General features: G+C 57.6%; 18 protein-coding genes and 1 riboswitch. Of the genes, 4 read left to right on the forward strand and 14 right to left on the reverse strand.

Annotation, left to right across the window (positions count from 1 at the left end):
• From ACZYTD_RS08360 to ACZYTD_RS08410, 11 genes are all read right to left on the reverse strand, one after another.
• Complete coding sequence (locus ACZYTD_RS08360) at positions 1–1,389, reverse strand: sigma-54-dependent transcriptional regulator (RefSeq protein WP_463891203.1); 1,389 nt, start codon at positions 1,387–1,389, stop codon at positions 1–3.
• Between the two features lie 139 nt (positions 1,390–1,528).
• A complete protein-coding gene (locus ACZYTD_RS08365; protein WP_463891204.1) occupies positions 1,529–1,942 on the reverse strand; it encodes an ATP-binding protein in 414 nt (137 codons plus the stop codon).
• Positions 1,943–1,986: 44 nt separating this feature from the next.
• The gene (locus ACZYTD_RS08370; RefSeq protein ID WP_463891205.1) at positions 1,987–2,328 is read right to left on the reverse strand and encodes an STAS domain-containing protein; all 342 of its coding nucleotides are present in this window, start codon (positions 2,326–2,328) and stop codon (positions 1,987–1,989) included.
• Between the two features lie 203 nt (positions 2,329–2,531).
• Positions 2,532–3,647, reverse strand: a complete 1,116-nt coding sequence (gene thiH / locus ACZYTD_RS08375; RefSeq protein WP_463891207.1) for a 2-iminoacetate synthase ThiH — start codon at positions 3,645–3,647, stop codon at positions 2,532–2,534.
• A 9-nt stretch (positions 3,648–3,656) separates the two neighbouring features.
• Positions 3,657–4,451: a thiazole synthase gene (locus ACZYTD_RS08380; protein ID WP_463891208.1), complete on the reverse strand. Its 795-nt coding sequence runs from the start codon at positions 4,449–4,451 to the stop codon at positions 3,657–3,659.
• Between the two features lie 2 nt (positions 4,452–4,453).
• The gene (gene thiS, locus ACZYTD_RS08385; RefSeq protein ID WP_463891209.1) at positions 4,454–4,711 is read right to left on the reverse strand and encodes a sulfur carrier protein ThiS; all 258 of its coding nucleotides are present in this window, start codon (positions 4,709–4,711) and stop codon (positions 4,454–4,456) included.
• The gene (locus ACZYTD_RS08390) at positions 4,708–5,547 is read right to left on the reverse strand and encodes a HesA/MoeB/ThiF family protein (RefSeq protein ID WP_463891210.1); all 840 of its coding nucleotides are present in this window, start codon (positions 5,545–5,547) and stop codon (positions 4,708–4,710) included. Before ACZYTD_RS08390 ends, thiS begins: the two co-directional genes overlap by 4 nt.
• The gene (thiE, locus tag ACZYTD_RS08395) at positions 5,540–7,162 is read right to left on the reverse strand and encodes a thiamine phosphate synthase (protein ID WP_463891211.1); all 1,623 of its coding nucleotides are present in this window, start codon (positions 7,160–7,162) and stop codon (positions 5,540–5,542) included. The genes ACZYTD_RS08390 and thiE overlap by 8 nt, the downstream gene beginning before the upstream one ends.
• A complete protein-coding gene (thiC, locus tag ACZYTD_RS08400) occupies positions 7,159–9,075 on the reverse strand; it encodes a phosphomethylpyrimidine synthase ThiC (RefSeq protein WP_463891266.1) in 1,917 nt (638 codons plus the stop codon). The genes thiE and thiC overlap by 4 nt, the downstream gene beginning before the upstream one ends.
• A gap of 144 nt (positions 9,076–9,219) precedes the next feature.
• A riboswitch (TPP riboswitch) is annotated at positions 9,220–9,321 on the reverse strand.
• Between the two features lie 60 nt (positions 9,322–9,381).
• Positions 9,382–11,433: an NAD(+) synthase gene (nadE, locus tag ACZYTD_RS08405; RefSeq protein WP_463891213.1), complete on the reverse strand. Its 2,052-nt coding sequence runs from the start codon at positions 11,431–11,433 to the stop codon at positions 9,382–9,384.
• Between the two features lie 338 nt (positions 11,434–11,771).
• The gene (locus tag ACZYTD_RS08410; RefSeq protein ID WP_463891214.1) at positions 11,772–13,787 is read right to left on the reverse strand and encodes a HAMP domain-containing methyl-accepting chemotaxis protein; all 2,016 of its coding nucleotides are present in this window, start codon (positions 13,785–13,787) and stop codon (positions 11,772–11,774) included.
• A gap of 169 nt (positions 13,788–13,956) precedes the next feature.
• On the opposite strand from ACZYTD_RS08410, the gene ACZYTD_RS08415 reads away from it, so the two are divergent.
• Positions 13,957–14,751: an ATP adenylyltransferase family protein gene (locus ACZYTD_RS08415; RefSeq protein ID WP_463891216.1), complete on the forward strand. Its 795-nt coding sequence runs from the start codon at positions 13,957–13,959 to the stop codon at positions 14,749–14,751.
• 24 nt (positions 14,752–14,775) lie between these two features.
• Here ACZYTD_RS08415 and ACZYTD_RS08420 read toward each other — a convergent pair whose 3' ends face one another.
• The 3 genes from ACZYTD_RS08420 to apbC all read right to left on the reverse strand — a co-directional run bounded on the left by ACZYTD_RS08420 (position 14,776) and on the right by apbC (position 18,848).
• On the reverse strand, positions 14,776–16,875 hold the full coding sequence (locus ACZYTD_RS08420) for an AsmA family protein (RefSeq protein WP_463891218.1): 2,100 nt from the start codon (positions 16,873–16,875) through the stop codon (positions 14,776–14,778).
• A gap of 87 nt (positions 16,876–16,962) precedes the next feature.
• A complete protein-coding gene (gene dcd / locus ACZYTD_RS08425; protein ID WP_463891219.1) occupies positions 16,963–17,544 on the reverse strand; it encodes a dCTP deaminase in 582 nt (193 codons plus the stop codon).
• 215 nt (positions 17,545–17,759) lie between these two features.
• Positions 17,760–18,848: an iron-sulfur cluster carrier protein ApbC gene (gene apbC, locus ACZYTD_RS08430; protein ID WP_463891220.1), complete on the reverse strand. Its 1,089-nt coding sequence runs from the start codon at positions 18,846–18,848 to the stop codon at positions 17,760–17,762.
• A gap of 224 nt (positions 18,849–19,072) precedes the next feature.
• Here apbC and metG point away from each other — a divergent pair, with 224 nt between their 5' ends.
• The 3 genes from metG to ACZYTD_RS08445 all read left to right on the forward strand — a co-directional run bounded on the left by metG (position 19,073) and on the right by ACZYTD_RS08445 (position 21,980).
• Positions 19,073–21,136, forward strand: a complete 2,064-nt coding sequence (gene metG / locus ACZYTD_RS08435; RefSeq protein WP_463891222.1) for a methionine--tRNA ligase — start codon at positions 19,073–19,075, stop codon at positions 21,134–21,136.
• 98 nt (positions 21,137–21,234) lie between these two features.
• Positions 21,235–21,750: a hypothetical protein gene (locus ACZYTD_RS08440; RefSeq protein ID WP_463891224.1), complete on the forward strand. Its 516-nt coding sequence runs from the start codon at positions 21,235–21,237 to the stop codon at positions 21,748–21,750.
• Between the two features lie 32 nt (positions 21,751–21,782).
• Positions 21,783–21,980: a DUF4250 domain-containing protein gene (locus tag ACZYTD_RS08445; RefSeq protein WP_463891225.1), complete on the forward strand. Its 198-nt coding sequence runs from the start codon at positions 21,783–21,785 to the stop codon at positions 21,978–21,980.
• Positions 21,981–22,066 lie beyond the last annotated feature (86 nt).

Raw genomic sequence — 22,066 nt, forward strand, 5'->3', positions numbered from 1 at the left:
TCATGCCTCAGGCTCCGCCCAAACCTGACGCTTACGATAGATGGTGGAGGGGCTCAACTCCAGCAAGGAGGCCGCCTGAGGTATGTTCCCCCCGCACTGGGTAATGGCACGCTCTATGACCTCCTTTTCCACCAACCACATGGGTTGAATCGCCATCTGGGATTCGGGGGACACAAACGCTGGCGCGACCTTAGTCGGGCGGGACGGAATAAGCTGATCCAGCGGCGGAGGCAACATGCCTGGTTGCACCAGCGCGCCGTCATTGAGTACGACGATGTTGCGCAGCACATTTTGCAGTTCCCGCACATTTCCCGGCCACGCATAATCCCCCAGAATGGCTTCGGCTTCATGGCTAAAGTCGCTAAATTGCTTACCCTCCTCGGCGGCAAATTGCCGCAGAAAATGGCGGGCGATCTGCAGCACATCCTCACCACGCTCCCGTAACGGCGGCAGGGTGATGGGAATAACATGGAGGCGATAGTAGAGATCTTCACGAAAACGGCCCGCCTTGACCTCGGCAAAGGGATCCCGATTGGTGGCGCAGACAAAGCGCACATCCACGGTTTCCAACTTGCTGCCCCCCACCCGCTGAAAGGTGCCGGTCTGAATAAAGCGAAGCAATTTACTCTGCAGATCCAGCTCCATCTCGCAGATCTCGTCCAGAAACAGGGTGCCACCATCGGCGCGCGACGCCGCGCCAACTCTATCCGCCGCCGCGCCGGTAAACGCCCCTTTGACATGACCAAATATCTCGCTTTCGATCAACTCATGAGGGATAGCCGCGCAGTTGAGTACCACCAAAGGATGGCTACGCCTAGGACTCAAATTATGCAGAGTCTCGGCACACACCTCCTTGCCGGTACCGCTCTCCCCTGTGATGAATACCGTCGCCTTGCTGCCAGCGGCACTCTCCAGGATCCGGTACACCAGCTGCATGGGGAGTGAACTACCTAAAAAGCCACCGAACTCGGCACGTTCATAATTGTCCCGATAGGTATCCACCAGATAAGTCAGCTGTTGATGTTTAGCCGCATTACGCACCGTGGCGCATAGCCGCTTGCTGTCGAAGGGTTTGGTTAAAAAATCAAACGCCCCCTGGCGCATGGCCTCGACGGCAATGTCCACCGAACCGTGCGCAGTGACCACTATGACGGTGCAAGGCAGATGTTGCTCATTGATATGGCGCAAGATCTCCATGCCCGAGATATCGGGCAACTCCAGATCCAGCAACACCACCTGGGGCAACTGTTTCTCCAGCTCGACCAGCACGGGTTTGCCCTGAGCAAAATGGACCAACTCATAGGGCTCGTTGCGCAGATACTCGCGATAGAGGGCGGCCAGGGTCAGGCTGTCCTCCACCAGAAACAGTAAGGGATATGATGATGGCACGGCGCGGACTCCTCAGAACAAGATTGCTCTATTGGGTCTAACAGAGCCCTTGCGCGACGACAAGTTTTCCGGCCAGTTGTTGGCCATCATGCCACACAACTCACACCCTGGAGTCACTCTCGCGGCTAAGCCAGGCCACTCACAGCAAGGGAAGCCGGTATCTATTCTGGCTCTGAATTGAGCGATATTGGATTTTAGGGGCCAGCGACTGGATCAGATACAAGCCATAACCGTGGCCGGCTATAGGCGATGCCATGACTCGGCGTACCAGCAAAGAGTTAAAGTAACCACCATCATCATGCCACTCTAACCAACACTGCCCATGTCGTTGCCAACAGTGAAAACCGATATACCGGGCATGAGGAGAGGCATATTTCACTGCGTTCGTCATCAGCTCGGTCTGCAGCAATAAGATGCGCTCCCGTTGAGCCGGGCTAAGGTGACACCCATGCGCTACTGCCAACCACTCGAGCAGGCCCGCCAGTTGGTGACGTAAGCAGCGCACGCCCTGAAGACTGGCCACCTGCATGCTCTGCCATGGACAAACTTGCATCCGACCCTCCCTCCACACCACGAACTCACCGCCACCGGGGAGCATTAGTTGGCAGACCCTTTTAGCAGCAGATAATCCTCCCGCTTGCGCAGGCACGGGATGCTCTTATCGATCCGCAGCAGCATCAACAGATCTCGAGGTTGGCCATCACCACAGATGAGGCGCAAATAGCACATCTCGTTTTGCAGCCGTTTATAAAGAAACACCAAGGCACCGATCCCGGTGGAGTCGATGAAGGAAACGTCACTCAAATCGAGCAGTACCGACTCGTGGCCACCGGGCAACGAGGCCATTAGCGGTTCAAGCTGCCGCACACTCATGGCATCAAACTCACCACTTAACGCAATGAGAAAAGCACCGTGAAATAGGGTGGTAGTCGTTTTCATGGATCGCTCCCTGCCGCACTGACCGATAGTCAGAGCAGTGCAAGGGACGCGCCATGATGCAAGACACTGTTTTATAGGCGCTGCCCGCCATAGCGCAGCTTCAGCCCGTGCAAATTGCAAACCGGGGGTGACCAGGTCTGCAATTTGCAAACGGCAATGGCCTGAGATGACCACTCAACCCGATGACGCGAGTAGTCTATGCCTCAACGCCCCAGATGATGACTGCTCGCCTCATGCCAAATCACCTCGAGACCTCGGGCCTTGATGGCGGCCGCCACATTCGGAGCCGAGCGATCGTCATTGATGGCAAACTGCTCCAGCTCGGGCCGCGCTTCGGCGTAACCGCCTGGCTGGGTCTTGGAGCCGGCACTGACGCTGGTGATGCCCAGCGGGATCACGCCATCGCGAAATGCCGCAGACTCGCGAGTCGAGAGCGACAGCTCAAGCTCGGGGTCCAGCAAGCGCCAGGCGCAGATGAGCTGGATCAACTGCTTATCCGTCATGGGGTGATCCGGGTTGAAGCCACCGGTGCAGGGACGCAACCGAGGAAACGAGAGCGAATAGCGGCTACGCCAGTAGCTCTTGCGCAAATAACTCAGGTGATGGGCCAGCATCAGCGAATCAGTACGCCAATCAGCCAACCCCAATAGGGCACCCAGCCCCATTTTGTCGATCCCCGCCTCGCCTAGCCGATCCGGAGTCTCCATGCGCCAACGCATATCCTGCTTCTTACCGCGCAGGTGATGCTGATCGTAGGTGGGCTCATGATAGGTCTCCTGGTAAACCATGACCGCATCCAGCCCCAACTCGATAAGTTCCCGATACTCCTCTGTGGCCAAAGGCTGTACCTCCATCATCAGATAGGCGGCATAGGGCTTGACCACAGGTAACATGCGGCGGAAGTAGGCCATGCCACCTTTGCTCTCATGCTCACCGGTCACCAGCAGCAGGCTCTCATAGCCCATCTGCTGGATCACCTGGCATTCGGCCCGCACTTCAGCTTCATCCAGCACCTTTCGCTTGAGCTTATTGCTCATGGAAAAACCGCAATAGCTGCAATCGTTGGCGCACAGATTGGTCAGATAGAGGGGCAGATACATGCTCACCCCTTGGCCAAAGCGTTGCCTGGTCAAGCGCTCCGCCTGCTGCGCCATAGGCGTTAGATAGGCTTCTGCCGCCGGAGAGATCAGCGCGGCAAACTCCTGGAGACCACGCTTAGGCCGTGCCAGGGCCTGCTCCACCTGTTGCGGTGTCGTGGCCATGATCTCGCGGCCCAAGGCATCCCAATCCAGTTGCTGCCAAATATCATAAAAACTCATGACGTCTCCTTATCCCAGCGAGGCCAGAAAACTACCCAAGGGGCTGGAAGCCACAGCATGGCTGGTCGATGCCGCCATGCCATGCTCAAAAGCCAGACGCCCAGCCTGAACCGCCAGCCGAAACGCCTGCGCCATGGCTACCGGATGTCCAGCCACGGCAATGGCGGTGTTGACCAGCACGGCATCCGCCCCCAGCTCCATGGCTTCGGCCGCATGGGATGGCGCGCCAATGCCCGCATCCACCACCACAGGCACCCGGGCCTGCTCTATGATGATCTTCAGCATCTCGCGGGTAGCCAATCCTTGATTGGAGCCAATGGCCGCGCCCAGGGGCATGACGGCGGCACACCCCGCCTCCTCCAGTCGTTTACAGAGCATGGGGTCGGCCCCACAGTAGGGCAGCACCACAAACCCCTCCTTGACCAGCTGCTCCGCCGCCTTGAGGGTTTCGATAGGATCAGGCATCAGGTAACGCGGATCGGGGTGGATCTCCAGTTTCAGCCACTGGGTTCCCAGGGCTTCGCGCGCCAAGCGAGCGGCATAAATCGCCTCTTCGGCCGTTCTGGCCCCGGATGTATTGGGTAACAGATTGACGCCTAACTCCAGCAGGGGCGCCAATATCTGTTCATCCTTGCCATCGAGTTTCACCCGTTTGAGCGCCATGGTCACCAGTTCAGAGCCCGAGGCGGCGATGGCCTCCTGCATGCTCAAGCCTGAGGCAAACTTACCTGTGCCGGTAAACAGACGGGAGTTGAAGCGTCTGTCCGCTATGATCAAGGGGCGAGTCTGTAGCGTCTGGATCATGATTAACCTCCTGCAATTGCCATAAACAGATCGACCTGGTCATCCGGCTGGATCTGCACACTCTGCCATTGACTGCGCGGTATGACGCACTCGTTGATCGCCAGGGCAATTCCGCTGCGGATCGTCTCGGCATCGCGCCCCCCTTGGCTCTCCCCACAGAGATCACCACTGACCAGGCCATACCCCTCAGCCCGCAGCAGGCAGGCCACAGTCAAACCCGCGCTCAGCGGCCGACTGACCCCATTTAACTGAAACTTCATTCTGTCACTCCTTCCGAGGCTTGGGCCGCCCCGCATACCGGGCATAGTGGGTCGGCGACTAACTGCAGGCGCTGCCAGCGTCCGCTCAAACCATCAAATTGCTGTAAAGCTCCCAGGGCCGGGCTGGCGATTGCGGCCAGAAACTTGATGGCCTCCAGCGCCTGCAGCGTCCCCATCATCCCCACTACCGGGCCGAGAATTCCCGCCGTGCGGCAATTTTGCGTGGGCTCAGCTCGCGTGGGATAGAGGCAGTGATAACAACCGGCCGGACTCTGCTGCCGCAGATCCAGCAGCAGCAGTTGCCCCTGCCAGCCGCTGGCCGCCGCCGAGAGCAGCGGAATGCCGAGGCGTACACAACCGAGGTTGACCAACTGCCGGGTCGCCATGTTATCCGAGGCATCCAGCACCAGATCGACGGGCTTGCCCTCGGGCGCCAGCAGTGCCGGCCAATTCGCGTCATCCACGGCGGGACAGGGGTGCAACTGCACATGGGGATTGAGTAATTTCAGCCGCTTGCTCGCCAGTTTTACCTTGCTGTCGTTGAGCTCATTACTGCTATAGAGGATCTGTCGCTGCAGGTTACTCACCTCCAGCTTGTCACCATCGCTCAGATAAAGGTGCCCCACCCCGGCGGCGGCCAAATACAGAGCCGCAGGAGAGCCTAAGCCCCCCAAGCCGACGATAAGCACGCGCGCCCCACGCAATCTGGCCTGACCCACTTCCCCTAACTCGGGTAACAACATCTGCCGCCCATAGCGGCGCCAGCGCAACTCCTGCTCTAGCGTGTGCGGGTCGCGCTGGTTGGGGGCACGTAAGCTACAGCTATGTTCAGCCATGCTGCGCCTCCCCCCTGCCCCGGTTGCTGCTGGTCTTGGCGTTAGCGCTTTCGGTATGGGCATGAGCATTCGCCTGGGCCAACTGTTGCAGCAGTGCGCGGGTCACCTGCTCCGGCTCTGCCGCCTGGATAATGGCCGTCACCACAGCCACAGAGCCGACCCCGGTAGCCACTACGCTGGCCACCCGCTCGGTGGATATCCCTCCTATGGCCACAGTGGGCCACGCCTTGAGTAGGCTGGCGTAGCCATGCAGGCGCTGCAGCCCCTGGGGCGCGGAGGGCATCTGCTTGGTTTGCGTCGGGAAAATATGGCCCAGGGCAATGTAGGAGGGGCGAATGGCCATGGCGCGGGCGATCTCGTAATAGCCATGGGTAGAGATCCCCAGGCGCAAGCCAGCCTGCTGGATAGCCGCCAGATCGGCTCTTTCCAGATCCTCCTGCCCAAGATGGACCCCATAAGCACCATGGGCTATGGCCAGTTGCCAATAGTCGTTGATGAAGAGCCGCGCCTCATACTGGCGGCCTAACGCCACCGCCTGGGCTATCTGGGACGCCAGTTGCGGATGGGCCGGATCCTTGATGCGCAACTGCAGGGTTTTCACCCCCCAGCCCAGCAGCCGCTCGATCCATTCAAGAGAGTCCACCACAGGATAGAGACCCAGTTGGTGCGGGCACGCCGCAAAACCCGTTTCGGCCTGTTGCCCCCCAACGGGCAAGCTGGCGGGCCAGCAAAGCCCCAGCCGCTTGGCCTCGAGTGAGCCAGGCAACAGCACCCGCGGAAAGTGAGACTCGGCACTGGGCCAACCCAGATGCGCCACAGGACCCGGCCCCGCCCCCACCCCCCGGGCCTCAGCCAAACCTTGTTGCAGGTAGGCGCGGGCCAGGGTGATGGCATCCTCCAGCACATACTCCTGGGCCAATAGCGCCGCTATCGCCGACGCATAGGTACAGCCGGTGCCGTGGCCATGCCGAGTATCCAGACGCGGCGCCGCCAACCAGAAGCTCAGCTGACCATTGGTAAAGTAATCCAGGCAGAGATCCTGGCTCCACGCCAGATGCCCCCCCTTGACCAGCACAGCTGCCGCACCGAGTGTCCGCAACTGCTCGGCCGCCGCGATCAGTTGGGCGGGTGAGTCTGGCGCCATGCCGGTCAGGGCCGCCAGCTCCTGGCTGTTGGGGGTGATGAGATCCAGTTGCGGTAGCAAGGCACCGAGCGCAGAGCGGGTGGCCGCCTCGGCCATGGCGTGACCCGAACTCGCCATCGCCACCGGATCGTAAATCACAGGGCAAGCATGGTGCGCCTTGAGGCTAGCCAGATGCCCGGCCAGCGCCGTCACCTGCTCGGGGGTTGCGAGCAAGCCTATCTTGATGGCTTGCGGCAGCAAATCACAGGCCAAGGCATCTAACTGACTCAGCAGGGTCGCGGCCGAACATGGCGCAACGCCTGTCACCGCCACCGAGTTTTGTGAGGTCACGGCCGTGATGACGGTGCAACCATGACAGCCCAAGTCAGTCACAGTGAGCAGATCGGCCTGGATACCCGCGCCACCACCCGGATCCGAACCCGCTATGCTCCAGACGATGGGGCGCCCAGACGCTGAGGAGGTCTGGCTCATTGCTGCACCTCTTGCTCCGCACTGTGGAGAGGCTTGGCTTTGGCGTGATAGAGCTCGCTACCTTGCGCCTTGAAGCGCTCGGACTGACCGGCCATCCCCTCGGCTTGCGCCGCGACCGCCTTGGCACTCTCGATGTCACGCACCTCTTGACTGAGCTTCATGGAGCAAAACTTGGGGCCGCACATGGAGCAGAAATGGGCGACTTTACCTGACTCCTGGGGTAAATCCGCATCGTGGTAGGCACGTGCAGTTTCCGGATCTAGCGCCAGATTGAATTGATCTTCCCAACGGAACTCAAAGCGCGCCTTGGACATGGCATTATCGCGCACCTGAGCCCCGGGATGACCCTTGGCCAGATCGGCCGCATGGGCCGCTATCTTGTAGGTGATGAGCCCCTGCTTCACATCTTCCTTATTGGGCAGCCCCAGGTGCTCCTTAGGGGTCACATAGCAGAGCATGGCGCAACCAAACCAGCCGATCATGGCAGCACCTATGCCGGAGGTGAAGTGGTCATAACCGGGGGCTATGTCTGTGGTCAGCGGGCCCAGGGTATAAAAAGGGGCGCCGTGGCAATGCTTGAGCTGCTCATCCATGTTCTCCTTGATGAGGTGCATGGGCACATGACCCGGCCCCTCTATCATCACCTGCACATCGTACTCCCACGCTATCTTGGTGAGCTCACCCAAGGTTCGCAGCTCGGAGAATTGCGCCTCATCATTGGCATCGGCGATGGAGCCAGGGCGCAGACCATCCCCCAGAGAGAGGGCCACGTCATACTGGGCACAGATCTGGCAGATCTCGCGGAAATGCTGATAGAGGAAGTTTTCCTGATGATGGGCCAGACACCACTTGGCTATGATGGCGCCCCCACGGGAGACTATGCCAGTCACCCGCTTGGCGGTCATAGGCACATAAGCCAGCAGCAGACCGGCATGAATGGTGAAGTAATCCACCCCCTGCTCGGCCTGCTCTATCAGGGTATCGCGCATCACCTCCCAGCTTAACGCCTCGGCTATGCCGTTGACCTTCTCCAGGGCCTGATACATGGGCACAGTACCGATAGGCACAGGACTGTTGCGCAAGATCCACTCCCGGGTCTGGTGGATATTCCGGCCGGTGGAGAGATCCATGACAGTATCGGCCCCCCAACGAGCAGACCACACCAGCTTTTCCACCTCCTCTTCGATGGAGGAGGTCACAGAGGAGTTACCTATGTTGGCATTGATCTTCACCAGAAAGTTGCGGCCAATGATCATGGGCTCCGCTTCCGGATGGTTGATATTGGCCGGTATGATGGCTCGCCCCTCGGCCACCTCCTGACGCACGAACTCCGGGGTGATCCCGGCCTCGCCTGCCGTCAGTGCACGCTGGTTTTCCCGCAGGGCAATGTACTCCATCTCGGGCGTGATAATGCCGGCACGGGCATAGTGTAACTGGCTGACACAGAGCCCGGCCTTGGCGCGGCGTATGGGGGCAGCCTCTTGCATCTTCGGCACCAGATGTCCGGCGCCACTGAGCAAGTTCTCTTGCTGACCTCGGGTAAAGTGCGAGTTAGGAGCAGCGACCCACTCACAATCACCGCGCTCATCAATCCAGGCATCGCGTATCCGGGCCAGACCGCGGGAGACATCTATGGTGAGCTCCGGATCGCCATACGCCCCGGCGGTGTCGTATACGAGCACTGGCTCGTTAGGCTCAAACAGAGGGGTCTCTTGATTGCCGCCAATCAGTGACGGCGCTAAATGAATTCTACGCATCGGCACACGCAGATCGGCGCGAGAGCCTGTCAGGTAGATACGATCCGAGTTGGGAAAGGTTTGGCCAACCAGCTGCGTGATGTACTGCTGGGCCAGCTCACGGCGTTCACGGCGAGAAACCGGAGCCACAGCCGCATCATGGATAGAGGTAGAAATAGACATAGCAAAGCTCACTTAGGTAAAAGAAACAGTGGGTTTGCTTGTCTGGAGTGGCGTTGCGAGGAGTAACAATCCAGCGGGCGGAGCTAGCGCGGGATTGACAGCATCACGGCCAGAAGAGGAGTGATGCGGAGGTAGATGACTCACCTTACCCTTGTTTCCCTTCGCAGGTTTTAACCTGATCAGGTTCAACGGATCCCGAATTAACGGTCTCAGCCCAGTTGGGCACTCCGACAAGATGGGCGACAGTATGCCGTCTGTCGCCGGTAAGACACAAGAGCCAATGTGGCGGTTGCCCCGCGACTAGGGTAGCTGCAGTGAGCGGGCAAATTGCTCCATTTGGGCCAACTCACGTTTAAGCTGGCTGGAGAGCACGGGGAAACGCCGATACGTCTTGGGATCGGCACTATCCGCCTCGATGTGGAAGCTCACCGCAATCCGCTCTCGCTTCCACTGATTGCGACAGTAGAGACCGTAGTAGCGCTGCAGCCAGGCCGTCAGCTGCGCCAGCGAATAGCGTTCGGCAAACTCACCGCGCAGCAAGGCTTGTAGCACCCCCTTGGGTGACAGATGCTGGGTCTGGCTGATCCGGCGAATGGCATCGAGTACTGGAAAGGGCATCAGATCTGCCTCATCAGTCTGCTCAACTGGCCGCAACTCGGCGGTGGGCGCCTGATTAACTATGGCCTCCATGGCGGCCAGCTGCAGTCGCGTACACCCCAATAGAGCCGCATCTTGCAGCGGTATCCCCTGCTCGAGAATATAGCGATTAATCTGCAATACCCGCGACTTGCTCACCCCACCTATGGGTGACAACACGCCTGAAGTATCGCCGTCCATGGTGCAGTAACCCACACTGGCCTCGGAGAGATTGGAGGTGGCAATGAGGAGTTTGTTGCCCCGATTGGCCAAGAGCCAGATCCCGGGCGCCCGCACCCGGGCCTGAATATTTTGCAGCGCCAGATCATCCCGCTGCCAGTTGAGCGGGTCTTCCGGTGTCAGCTCATTGGCCAGATTGAGATACCCGGTCACCAGTTCGGCGATGGACCAGCTATGGTGTGTGGCTCCAATATCCGCCGCCAGGCCAGCGGCCGCCTGGGAGGTGACGGACCCGCTGTACTCTGACCCTTGGTAGAGGGTGGTCAGGATGAGCGGCATCACCTGGGCCTGCAGCCACGCCAGCGGCGTCTGCTCACCGCGGGGGGCTGGGCTCAACCGCCCCTTGGCCAACTCCGCCAGATAGTTTGCCTCGCCCAGCGTGGCATAAGCCTGTACCTGAGCCATCCACACCAGTGCACCACACAAGGCCGAGTCGGCGCCGCCGGAGAGACTCAAGGCATAGCCACCCGTATAGGTCTTGCGCTGCCAATCCCATAACCCCAAGGCAATGGCCCGGCAGGCTTCGGCATGTTCATCTTCAACCGCCAGAGTGCATGCTCGCGCCAAAGCCCGGTGGGGCGACTCGGGAGCCCAGATAAAGTTGATAGCCGTTATCCCGTCACGGCGACCAGGCAGCAGAGGTTGACTGCTGATCAGGCGGGCCGCCCGATTGATCTGTAAATCCACAGTGGCGCTGTACACCTTGCAGGGCGCAAAACTCAATCGCTCCCCCACCAGCACCAGTTCGCCATTACTGGCGATCATGGCATCACCATCATAGACAGCCCGCCCGGCTTCACACCCCAGCAGGTTGGTATAGGCGTAGACGGCACCATAAGCCCGGGAGCCCTCACGCACAAACTGGCTGCGCAGTTGCTGCTTGCCCAAGGCAAAGTGGCTGGCGGAAGGATTCAGGATCACATCCACCTGACGCTCAAACAAAGAGCGACCCGGCCGAGCCGCTACCCAGGAGTCTTCACAGATCTCAAAACCCAGACGCACCCCTTGGACATCAAACACCAGATCGCCAACCGGGATCTGCTGACCGGCCCAAGTGATCTCAGTCACGTGACCGGCCGGCCAGGGGGTAAACCAGCGCGGCTCGTAGTGAATACCATTGCGCGCCAGATGCTGCTTGCAGACTATGCCGTGCACGCGGCCTAAAGAGAGCAAGGCAACGGCGTTAAACACTTGACCACCGGGGATCAGCAGGGGAAAACCAACTGTGATCAGCAACTGCTCCGGCAACTGGTTAGCCAACGCCACCAGCTCCCCTGGGAGGTTCTCCAACCAGTCGGCGACAAAAAACATATCCTCACAGCCATAACCCGTCAGTGATAGTTCGGGAAGCAACAGCAGGTCGGCCTGAGCCTGTTGAGCCTGGGCGACCGCCTGGCGGATCAGCGCCAAGTTGCCATCCAGATCGAGCGGCGTGGTATTGATGCAGGCCGTAGCCAGGGTGAGAGTCTGACGCATGAAAGATAAAACTCCTGTTAAGCCCCGTAACCCAGGCGCTGTTGGTAGCGCGGTAGCAAGTCGCGGAGGACCGCCCCAAAAACAGACGCTAAGCGTGGGCACAAGGATGCAATTGAGCCAACCCCACTGGACTCACGGCCCATGGGCCGAGTCAGGAGCAGGCTTTCAACGCAGCATGGAAACATCGCAATACCGGGTAATTGTCCAATACTCAAGGCACGCTGAACAGCTCTGCGAGTACGCCTCAGACAAAAAAGCCGGGATCGGTATCCGATCCCGGCTATTGGCCGCTCCGAGGCAAGGCAGGAGAAGTGTCGATTACGCCTGCATGCGGCTGGTTAGACCTTCTGCAATTGGAACTGGCGCACCGTTGCTTCCTGCTCTTCACACAGACGGTCCAGCACCGCTGTCTGGCCCGCCATGTCGGCCATGGTACGGCTACTCTGCTCTACCACCTCGGACATCTCGTTGATGCTGCGACTGATCTCCCGGCTGGCAATGGTCTGCTCACGAGTGGCATTGGCGATCAACTCGGCGGAGTTACGCACATTCATCATATGGCTGGAGATGGCGCCGATGGCCTGATTCACTTGCCCCATCTTGGTCTTGCTATCTTGCATCAGCTCAATGCTCTCCTGCATGCTGCTGACCGCCCCGGATGATTTCTGCCTAAGTTCGGCTATCATGCCATGGATCTCCTGAGTGCTCTTGTTGGTGCGACTAGCCAAGTTACGCACCTCATCGGCCACGACGGCAAAACCGCGACCGTGCTCACCGGCCCGCGCCGCCTCAATTGCCGCGTTGAGAGCCAACAAATTGGTCTGCTCGGAGATCCCTTCAATCGCCTCCAGAATGCCACCTATCTTCTCGCTCTGGGCATACACCTGCTTGATCACCTCTTCGCTGTGCTGAAGGTTGTCAAACAGCACATCAAAGCGGTGGCTATTCTCAGTGACTAACTGACTACCGGATTGCACCTGTCCATCGACAGAGAGCACCATGTCCAAACTGGCCTCGGTATTACGGTTCACATCCTGAATGGCATGCTCCATCTCGGTCACTGTGGCCGCCAACGTGCTCATGGTACCCGATTGCACCTGCACCTGTGAGGCCAAGGTGCCGGCAAACTCCCGGTTCTTGATCGCCGTTTGCCGAGTCTGCTCGGCGCCCCCTTTCACCACAGTCAGGGCATTGTTGAACTCATGGATGACGGCGTTGATATCACGCTGCAGCTCGGCGAATTCACCACCAAATTTCCCATCAACCCGGGAGGTGAAATTCCCCACCGCCATCTGCCGCAAGACACGCTGAATGGCGGTCATTGGCACCTTGATGGCATTGGATAGACGCCAACCGACGATCACGGCAAAGCCCAAACTGAACACCAACGCCAACAGTATGCTTAAGGTCGTGCCACTGATACTGGCCTTGGCTTCACCAAAGGCCGCATGGCCTATCTGCTCGACCTCTGACTGCAGCCTCTCCTGGATGAGCAGAGTAGCATCGACCGTCTGCGACAGCGCCACCGCCTGCTGTTGTAATGAGCCACGAGTGACCTGCAGGGCAACATAACGGGCTATGGCCCCCTGTTTGGATCCATCGTTCTCTTTAAGCGCCGCCAGCCCCGTCATGAAATCACTATTATCTTTGGCCGCCGGTATCTCTTTTAGCAACACCTCAGCATTCTTCTGAATCATGGCGCTAGTCGATGCCGCATTGGTCTGTATGCTCTGCATCTCCTTGGTGGATTGGGCGCTGAAGATAGCGTTGACCATATACTCCATGGTGCCCATCTGGGTGACCAACTGCTTGGCCAGAGAGTCAATATAGGAGTCTTCCTGGGCATAGGGTTTAAAGGTCAAGTCCACCGCTATCTTGGCAAAACTCAACTTGGTCAAGAAGTCTGCCTTCACCCTACCAATCTTGGTGGCCTCATCCAGGATGCCCTGTTTGGTCTGATAAAGGGTTTGAGCCGATGCGTGGATTTGGTTAACCGAGGCAACCAGCAACTGGGCCTGGCTTTGAGCCTGGGCCGCATCACCTAGCTTGCTCAAGCTAGCCGTCAATTCACCAAGTTGTTTTTGTAATTCGCCCGTCTGAGTCTGGAACGCCTGCCTATCCTGCTCCAATTCACTCTTATCGGCGCTGAATACCATGTCATTGGCCAACTTGTTATTGCGCAGCAAGGCCTTACCAATGACATTGCCCTGGTTAGTCAAACCGGCTACATCTTCCACCACGAAAGAAAAGGCGGAATTGATATTCTGTAGATTGAAAAAAGAGATGCCTCCCCCCATAGCCATCAGGCCGCAGAGAATGGCAAATGCCAGCGTCACTCTAAGAGTTAGTTTCATGCAGTCGGTTCCTTTTCGTTATTGGCATTTTTATAATTATTATTGGGGGTTGAGCCGGATAACCCGACTACAAGTGTTTGGTACTATTCTAGTATTCTAGTCTAGCCCATGCGGTAGATTCAGAAATTGATATGGGCAGAATTTATGGACAGAATTAAGGTATAATTGTTTGGTAACTTTAGTAGAACAAGCAAAACAGGTGGCACACCGCGCCCTTATGCAGGGAGATCTGCATCCCCTGCGCACTCAGCTCATCACCACGGAAGAGCAGGGATTGAGCTATGTGCTGCGCATTGCCGACAATTTAGTCAAAAAACAGGCCAAGCCCCTCAAGAATGGCTTGCCCGTCAATCCGTTTTTGCCCTATGAAACCAGCCTGTTTGTTGCCGACCTCAGTGACACCCATGTCTGTATCTTGAATAAATTCAATGTGCTGGCTACTCACCTACTGCTGATCACCCGAGCCTACGAATCTCAAGATAAGCTGCTGACCCTAGCTGATTTTGATGCCCTGCTGGGCGTGGTGGCAGAAAATGGCGGCTTGGGTTTCTTTAATGGCGGTAAAAAAGCCGGAGCCAGTCAACATCACAAACATCTGCAGTGGCTCCCCATAGATGAAGAGCGATATCAGAATTTTCCGCTGCTCGACCCGCTACATCAGGCGCTGGCCTTCCCCCATTATTGCCGGCAAATGAGCACATTGGCGCCCAAGGCCTGGTACCAAGCCTACCAAAGCCTATTGCAGCTTAGTGGCTGGCAACCAGGGCGAGCCTATAACCTGCTATTGACCCGCGACTGGCTATTGCTGGTGCCTCGTTGCCATGAAAAAGCCAATGGCATCTCCATCAATAGCCTGGGCTTCGTCGGATCGTTTTTTGTGCACCATCAAGAGCAAGCCAGCCAGTTGCTAGCCCATGGTCTAATGCGTAGCCTATGCGAGGTCAGTGGCTGGCCCTCCTCTTAACATCGCAAGCCAAAGCCTCCTTCTTCACCCAAACCACTTCCCCAACTTCTTTTGTAGTTGCTGCTGTAACCCCTGTTCAGCCTTGTGCTGCAACTCCTGCTTAAGCAACTTTTCCGCATCGAGGGAATACGTGGGCTGATCCCAACTCCCGCCTATTTTCAGGGGTATCAGCACATGCTTCAGGCTGTCGAGTTCGACGCCCCCCTGCCCCTTGGCACTCCCCACCACGGCCACATCCAGTAGAAAATCCAGAGTTTCCAGCCCCAAATGGGTAGTGCCTGCGCCTTGGACTCGCAGCAGAGGTGAAAGCATATGGATGTTGTGAGTCGACACCAGACCTTGCCGCACACTAAAATCTGCCGTCAATTCAGTAAAATCGGTGCTTTGTACCTGATGAGTTGCGGGCTTGCCTTTGAGCGCGGCTTTGGCATCCCGCAACATGGCCGCAATATTGACACCATGGATGGCACCGTCGGCCACGCGCAGCGCCAATTGCCCAGTGACGCTTTGCCGCCAGGCATCCCACCCCAGCCCCTTCGCAGTCAAGGCGCCACTAAGATTGGCCAGCCCAGATACCGGAGACTTACCCGTTAGGTTCTGCAGCAAGGCGCCTATTTGCACGCCACTGATCTTAGGGCTAAGTTGCCAGCTCACAGGCGTCTGCCTGCTATCGAGACGGCCGCTCATCATGAGTTGCCCCTGATAGGTATGCGCCGTCAAAGAGGAGAGCTGCAATAGACCATCCCCTAGCGTCATGGCTAACGAGAGGTCCTTAACAACCAGATCGGGGGCCAGCAACTCATCGCAGCGCCATTGCCCTCCGCCATTGACCTGTCGCAACAGGCTCAACTCGGATGTCGGCCCCCCCTGCACTGGTTTGACCGTCTGAGTGCGGCTGGCCTCAGCACTCACATGCTCCGCGTTCGCGACCTTAGCGCTTGATGCTGCGGGGTTATCCGCTTGCTTGAACCAGGCCAGATCCAGCCGCGGCGTGTGTAAATCGAAATGAACCTCGGGTAGCGTCGAAAAACGCACGGCAACCTGCCCTTGGGCGACCAGAGGCCCACTGCTTACCTTAAGTGGGTTCAGGATCAGCAACTTACTGGCGGCCTGGTAATCCAGTCCGCCCTGCAACGCTATCTCTTGCAGTTGGGGCGGCGTCACGCCTGAGACCTTGCCACTCAGTTGCCAAGTTGGCAGCGTTAGCCGCTGCAGCCCATCGGCTATCTGCGCCGTTAACGCAGCATCGCTGTGCCAACTGGCCTGGAGCGCCCCTTGCTGTAATGCCCCCTGGGTCTGCCAGCCTGACAACTGCAGCAACTGGCCCCCCTCACTCGGCGTCAATTGCAAACGAGCCTCGCTTTCGACGCTCAGCTTGGTTATCCCTTGCTGCAATTGCAGCACCAGGTGCCAGTTATCAAGGCTCAGATGGGCAAAGTCTCCAACAAAATGGGCCATAGCAGAGGAGGTCAGGCTAGCCTGCAAACTCTCGGTGCTAAGCTTGGTTTCCAGCGCAACACTGATAGGCGTATTCAGGGCCAAGGTAGAGAGGGTGAGATCCAGGTTATCCAAGCGTCGAGTCACACCCTGACGCGCATCCTGATAGAGGAGTGAGCCGTTGCGCACACTGAGCCCAGCCAGGGAGAGCAAGAATGCCTGTTGACTAGCTGCTGATGATTTCCCGGAGCTTGGGGCAGAAGAGGATGCTGGCGCGGAAGAGAAAGAGAGCAGATCGGCCAGGTTGTTACGACCATCGGCGAGAATGGTGATGTTCAACTGTGGCTTGATGAGCCGCAACTCCTGCAGTTTAAGCTGGTGGGAGAAGAGCGGTCGCCACTCCACGCCCATGCTCGCACTCTCCAGGGAGAGTGTATTACCAGCCGGGAAACCGGGTGGATTCTTGAGCGTGAGTCGGGGCAAAGTTAGTCGCAGGCTGGGCAACAACCGCCAGCCAATATCCCCCTCGATCACCACCTCACGGCCGGTCTGCGCCTTGACCTGAGCCAGTAGAGTCGATTTGAGCTCGTCGGTATTGATGAGCTGTGGTAACAACACGAGCAGCGCACAGAGCAGCAACCCCAGCGCTATCAAGCCAACCAACACACCCGAGCCTAATTTTTTCATTGCGCCTCCAGACAGACAGCAGCCACGCATCGCGTCTGCAGGAGGTTCTTAATGGCGATGCTCTCTCACGCCGAAAGGACGCCAGGGTTAGTCCTGATTGATGCGACTCGCTACCGCGCCTTGCTGACTCTTGTACTTGGCATTAGCCCGTTTGTTATATGGCCGAGCAGCGGGCCCCGACAGCACTTCAAAGTTTAGCGCACCAATCACCATCTTGGGGCGTAACGCCAGCGGTAAACGACCACCATTGTAAAATTCCAAGACAATGCGACCAGACCAACCCGGATCGATGCGGTGCGCCGTCACATGCACCATCAATCCCAGACGCGCCAGGGAGGAACGACCATCCAGCCAGCCGACAATATCCGCAGGTAAGGTGACCGATTCCAGGGTTACCGCCAGCGCTAACTCACCGGGATGCAGGATGAATGCCTCACCATCGGGAATAATGATCTCGTCACTCATCACCCGATTGATCGCCTCGGCGACCTCTTCCTTGGGGCCACTCAGATCGATATAGGCTGCGGTGTGGGCCTGAAACACGCGAAACTCGTTACCGAGCAGCACATCTACGCTGACACCGCTGATCCGCGCTTGCTCGGGCGCGGGCTCGATGACAATCTTGCCCTCGGCGAGATATTTTTCTATGTCAGTATCACAAAGACGCATTCCTGGACTCCTGAAGAATGGGGGGCTGGATTAACCCAGCAACATGTGGCGGATACGCGACGTGGTCGTGTTGATAGCAACCCCGGTCACCCAACTCCCATCTGACACCGCCACCTCACGAACTAGACAACAAATGAGGCCGAGCTCCAGCGCCATGGCCCGATTATACAATAATTACCGCGACATGCAGAATAATCAGCTTATCCATCACAGACTTAGCCTAGATTAGTGGTAAATATAGAACTCGGGATAGGTGTTCCCGAGAAATAAAGCACGGCCGCCAATTTTCTCGCCATTTGCCGGTAGCGGTTCGCCAGCTCACCTGCGGGCTCCGCCAGGAGTGTGGGCAAGCCGGCATCCATGTGTTCACGGATCTGAATATGCAGTGGCATCTGCCCCAGCAGTGCCAAGCCATATTGGCTCGCCACTCGCTCACCGCCGCCTGTGCCAAACAAGGGTTCATGATGCCCACACTGGCTACAAATGTGGTAGCTCATGTTTTCGATGATCCCCAGCACAGGGATTTGCACCTTGGCAAACATGGCGATCCCCTTCCTCGCATCCGCCAGGGCAATATCCTGGGGGGTGGTCACTACCACTGCCGCCGTGGTCGGCACCTGCTGCGCCATGGTGAGCTGGATATCCCCCGTCCCTGGCGGCATATCTACAATCAGGTAATCCAGTTCACCCCAGCGCGTCTCATTGAGGATCTGCTGTAATGCCTTGCTGGCCATAGGGCCGCGCCAGACCGCCGCCTCCCCCTCCGGCACCAGGTAACCTATGCTGTTGCTGGCAAGCCCATGCGCCACAACGGGTTGCATGAATTTTCCATCATGGGATACAGGGCGTTCATGTTGACACCCCAGCATCAGGGGAATCGAGGGGCCGTAAATATCCGCATCCAGGAGACCAACCCGCGCTCCCTCCTGGCGCAACGCCAAGGCAAGATTGACGGCCGTAGTGGATTTACCTACCCCCCCTTTACCCGAAGCCACCGCCAGAATATTGCGCACACCGGAAATGCCTGGCGTCGTGGTGGCTCGAGCCAGGGTGGCCACCTCTTGACTGACATGCCACACCACATGGCTCACGCCAGCGGCCTGGCACTCGACCAGTTGACACAAAGTCGAGTCTAACCCTTGCAACTGCGCCAGCACCCCGGCCCCGGCAAAGGGCAGGCGCACCCTAATGTTGAGGCTCTCTCCCTCAATAACAAAGTCCGAAACAAAACCCGCCGTCAGCAGATCCTGAGACCAACCATCGGGTTGGAACTGGCTCAGTAGATGGGCAATCTCGTCAAACATGGCAAACTCTCCTCGGCGTATCGAACGGCAGATCTCCGCCTATTCGATGAGGGATACCCGCATTCAGTGCGGCGATTTGTTAAAAAAATGTAGGTGGCCAGTCTACAAGAAAATAGCACGCAAGGGAGGGACAATTGCAGCAGGGGAGCCAATCCGTCTAGGCAGCAATATGCCTCTTCGGGTAACATGAGCGTCCATTTCATTTCCCTATACAGACAGGAACTATGGCCAACGCAGCTCGTAAAATTCTGGTTACCTGTGCCTTGCCTTACGCAAACGGCTCTATTCACCTCGGTCACATGCTGGAACATATCCAGGCCGACATCTGGGTGCGCTATCAACGGCTGCGTGGCAACACCATCCACTTCATCTGCGCCGATGATGCTCATGGTACGCCCATCATGCTCAAGGCTCAGCAGCTTGGGATCACCCCAGAGCAGATGATTGCCGAGGTTTCCCAAGAGCATCAACAGGATTTCGCGGGCTTCGGTATCAGTTTCGATAACTACCACTCCACCCATAGCGATGAAAATCGTGAGCTGGCCAGCCTCATCTATAGCCGGCTGCGCGATGGCGGCTATATCAAGAGTCGTGGCATCTCCCAATTGTTCGATCCAGAAAAGCAGATGTTTTTGCCCGATCGTTTCGTCAAGGGAACCTGCCCCAAGTGCAAGGCCGTAGATCAATATGGTGATAACTGCGATGTCTGTGGCGCCACCTATAGCCCAACCGAGCTGATCAACCCAAAATCAGCGGTTTCTGGTGCCACCCCGGTCATGAAGGAGACAGAACACTTCTTCTTCGACCTGCCGCAATTTGAAACCATGCTCAAAAGCTGGATCACCTCAGGTACCCTGCAAGAGGAGATGGCCAACAAGCTGAACGAATGGTTTGAATCGGGGCTGCAACAGTGGGACATCACCCGTGACGCACCCTATTTTGGCTTTGAGATCCCCGACGCACCAGGCAAGTACTTCTACGTTTGGTTGGATGCCCCTATCGGCTATATGGGCTCTTTCAAGAACCTGTGTGACAAACGCGGCGATCTGGACTTTGCCGAATACTGGAGCCAGGAGAGCCAAGCCGAGCTATACCACTTCATCGGCAAAGACATCCTCTACTTCCACGCTCTGTTCTGGCCCGCCATGCTTGAGGGTTCCGGCTTTCGCAAGCCGACCAATGTGTTTGTGCACGGTTATGTCACCGTCAACGGTGCCAAGATGTCCAAGTCCAAGGGGACTTTCATCAAGGCCGGTACCTATCTGCAACACCTGGATCCGGAATACCTGCGCTACTACTACGCCGCCAAGCTCAACAGCCGCATCGACGACCTGGATTTGAACCTGGATGATTTTGTGGCTCGAGTCAACGCCGATGTGGTCAACAAGCTGGTCAACCTGGCTTCCCGCACCGCAGGTTTTATCACCAAACGCTTTGATGGCCAACTCTCCACGAACATGGCCGAGCCGGCGCTGTATGCCGAGTTTGTCGCGGCCCGCGAACGGATCGCCGATGCCTACGAGGCGCGGGAGTTCAGCCGCGCCATTCGCGAAATCATGGCCTTGGCCGATATTGCCAACCGCTATGTGGATGAAAAAGCCCCCTGGGTCATAGCCAAACAAGAAGGCCGCGAAACGGAACTGCAAGAGGTGTGCTCCGTCTCCTTGAACCTGTTCCGGGTCCTGATGACCTATCTGAAACCCGTGTTGCCACAACTGGCCGAGCGCAGCGAAGCCTTTCTCGGTGAAACCTTTAGCTGGGAAGGGATCGACCAACCGTTGCTGGATCATACCCTGGCGCCCTTCAAGGCACTGTTCAGCCGCATCGATCCGAAGAAGATTGAAGAGATGGTCAATGCATCCAAGGAAGACCTGGTGGCCGAAGCCAGCAAGAGCCAGGGCAGCAAGTCTCAGCACCAGAGCGCACCAGGCAAAGATAACGCCGATATCGAGCCAATCGCGCCGGAAATTGCCTACGACGATTTTGCCAAGCTGGACCTGCGCATCGCCCGTATCGTCAATGCCGAATTGGTCGCAGATGCCGATAAGCTACTGAAACTGCAACTGGATCTTGGTGGCGAAACCCGGCAGGTATTTGCCGGAATTCGGTCAGCTTACGACCCCGCTACCCTGGTGGGCAAACTGACGGTCATGGTAGCTAACCTGGCGCCACGCAAGATGCGCTTTGGTATGTCCGAGGGCATGGTCCTCGCAGCAGGACCTGGCGGTAAGGATCTCTATATCCTGGAGCCTCACGAAGGCGCCCAACCCGGTATGCGCGTTAAATAAGCACGCATGAAGACAAAACGGCCCCCGGTGGGCCGTTTTACTTACTCGCCCCTGGTGAGCGTCGCTTCTCGCCAAGCTGCAAGATAAGGAGTGAGACTATGATTTGGTATTTCCTGGTGGCGCTGAATTTTATGGTGCTGGCCGTGCTAGCTGCCCGCTTCCAAGCCCAGGCACCCGTAGCGACTCTGCGACTGACGCTCACTCGCAAGGCGGCCTTGCTAATGGTGCTGATGAATGGGGGCTTTTTCTATCCCTTACTCATCGCCTACTTTCAACTCTACCCGGTGAGCTCACCGCACCACTTTAGCACCAGCATGCTGCTGTGGTTCATCAGCCTGAATGGGGTGGGCTTAGCCCTCTTCGCTAGACAACTGATTGACTTCTCATCAACCCGGCCCTTTACCCGCGCCGAGCTGTTCAAGCGACTGCTGCTCCTGGTTGCCACCGCGCTCGCAGCCGGCGCATTGATGCAGCGCGAGATGGCCTCCGGCTCCCTGTTCTCGGCCTGGACCCCGCTGTTTTGCCTACTGGCCAGCGGGCTCTCTTATGGTGTCTGGAGTTGTCTGTTGCAAATACCGGTGCAAATCCGACTGCGGCAACAAGGGGTTCGCTAGCCGGTAGCCTCACCCTTGTTTATGGAGATCCTATGTTTTCATTGACTCGTTTTGCCAGTTTACCCGCCGCCATCTTGGTCAGCCTGGTTAATACCCAGCTCAGGGATCACTTTGACTCATTGGAGGAGTTAGGGCTGTACCATGACATCAGCATCAATGAGCTGAGTGCCTACTTGGCCGGCGCCCATTTTGTCTACGATGCGGTACAGCGTCAGTTCAAGGCAGAATGAACGCAGTTTGGGCTGGCAGGAGAGAGTGAAAAAGAAGTGATGAAATAAGAAGTCGAAGATGCAAAAGCAAACTGCAGATAACTCTA

The organism is Pseudaeromonas sp. HNCC25DJ180 (genome assembly GCF_055413345.1).